Raw genomic sequence first — 606 nt, 5'->3', positions numbered from 1 at the left:
GCTTTCAACTTGGCAGCATCCGACACTTCCATGCCGCCATACTTGGACTTGAACTTGTAGAACGTCGCAGGGCTGAGGCCGTGTCTACGACACACCTCAGCCGTCGGCATGCCAGCCTCTTGCTCCTTGATCATCCCGATTATCTGCGCCTCGGTAAAACGGCTCTTTCGCATTCGTCTGCTCCTTCAAGATTGAGCAGACTCTACATTAAAGTGAGGGATTTTGTGGGGGGCAGGTCAGCCGAGATCGAGCAAGGGCACGTCTCATCCACTATTCGGACGGCTCACTGCGCGCGCATGCTCCGCTCAGGGGACGCCGTTTTTTCCCATTGATCGAGAGGACGGTTACTTATCTGATATTTTGCAACAAAAGAAGCCGCCCCTGATTTTATCAGGGGCGGCTTGCTTATGTTTTGTCGTATTGAGAGATTTATTTTGGTATTTATTAGGTTTGGCGGTGACCTACTCTCCCACGTCTTAAGACGCAGTACCATTGGCGCGACGGTGCTTAACTGCCGAGTTCGGGATGGGATCGGGTGTTTCACTCGTGCTGTGACCACCAAACCGAATAAATACCAAAAACCAAGTCAAGTATTCTGTGTTGTGT

General features: G+C 51.2%; 1 protein-coding gene and 1 rRNA gene. Both read right to left on the bottom strand.

All coding sequences use genetic code 11. The annotated features are described in order from the left end of the window. The coding region (locus tag TG4357_RS04755; protein WP_058261739.1) for a transposase at positions 1 to 173 on the bottom strand (173 nt) is incomplete at its 3' end. A gap of 275 nt (positions 174 to 448) precedes the next feature. Further along, positions 449 to 563: ribosomal RNA gene (gene rrf, locus TG4357_RS04750) — 5S ribosomal RNA — on the bottom strand. Positions 564 to 606: the final 43 nt, after the last annotated feature.

The sequence above is a fragment of the Thalassovita gelatinovora genome (assembly GCF_001458355.1).
Classification (GTDB): domain Bacteria; phylum Pseudomonadota; class Alphaproteobacteria; order Rhodobacterales; family Rhodobacteraceae; genus Thalassobius; species Thalassobius gelatinovorus.
This window is presented reverse-complemented; position numbering and strand designations above follow the sequence as displayed.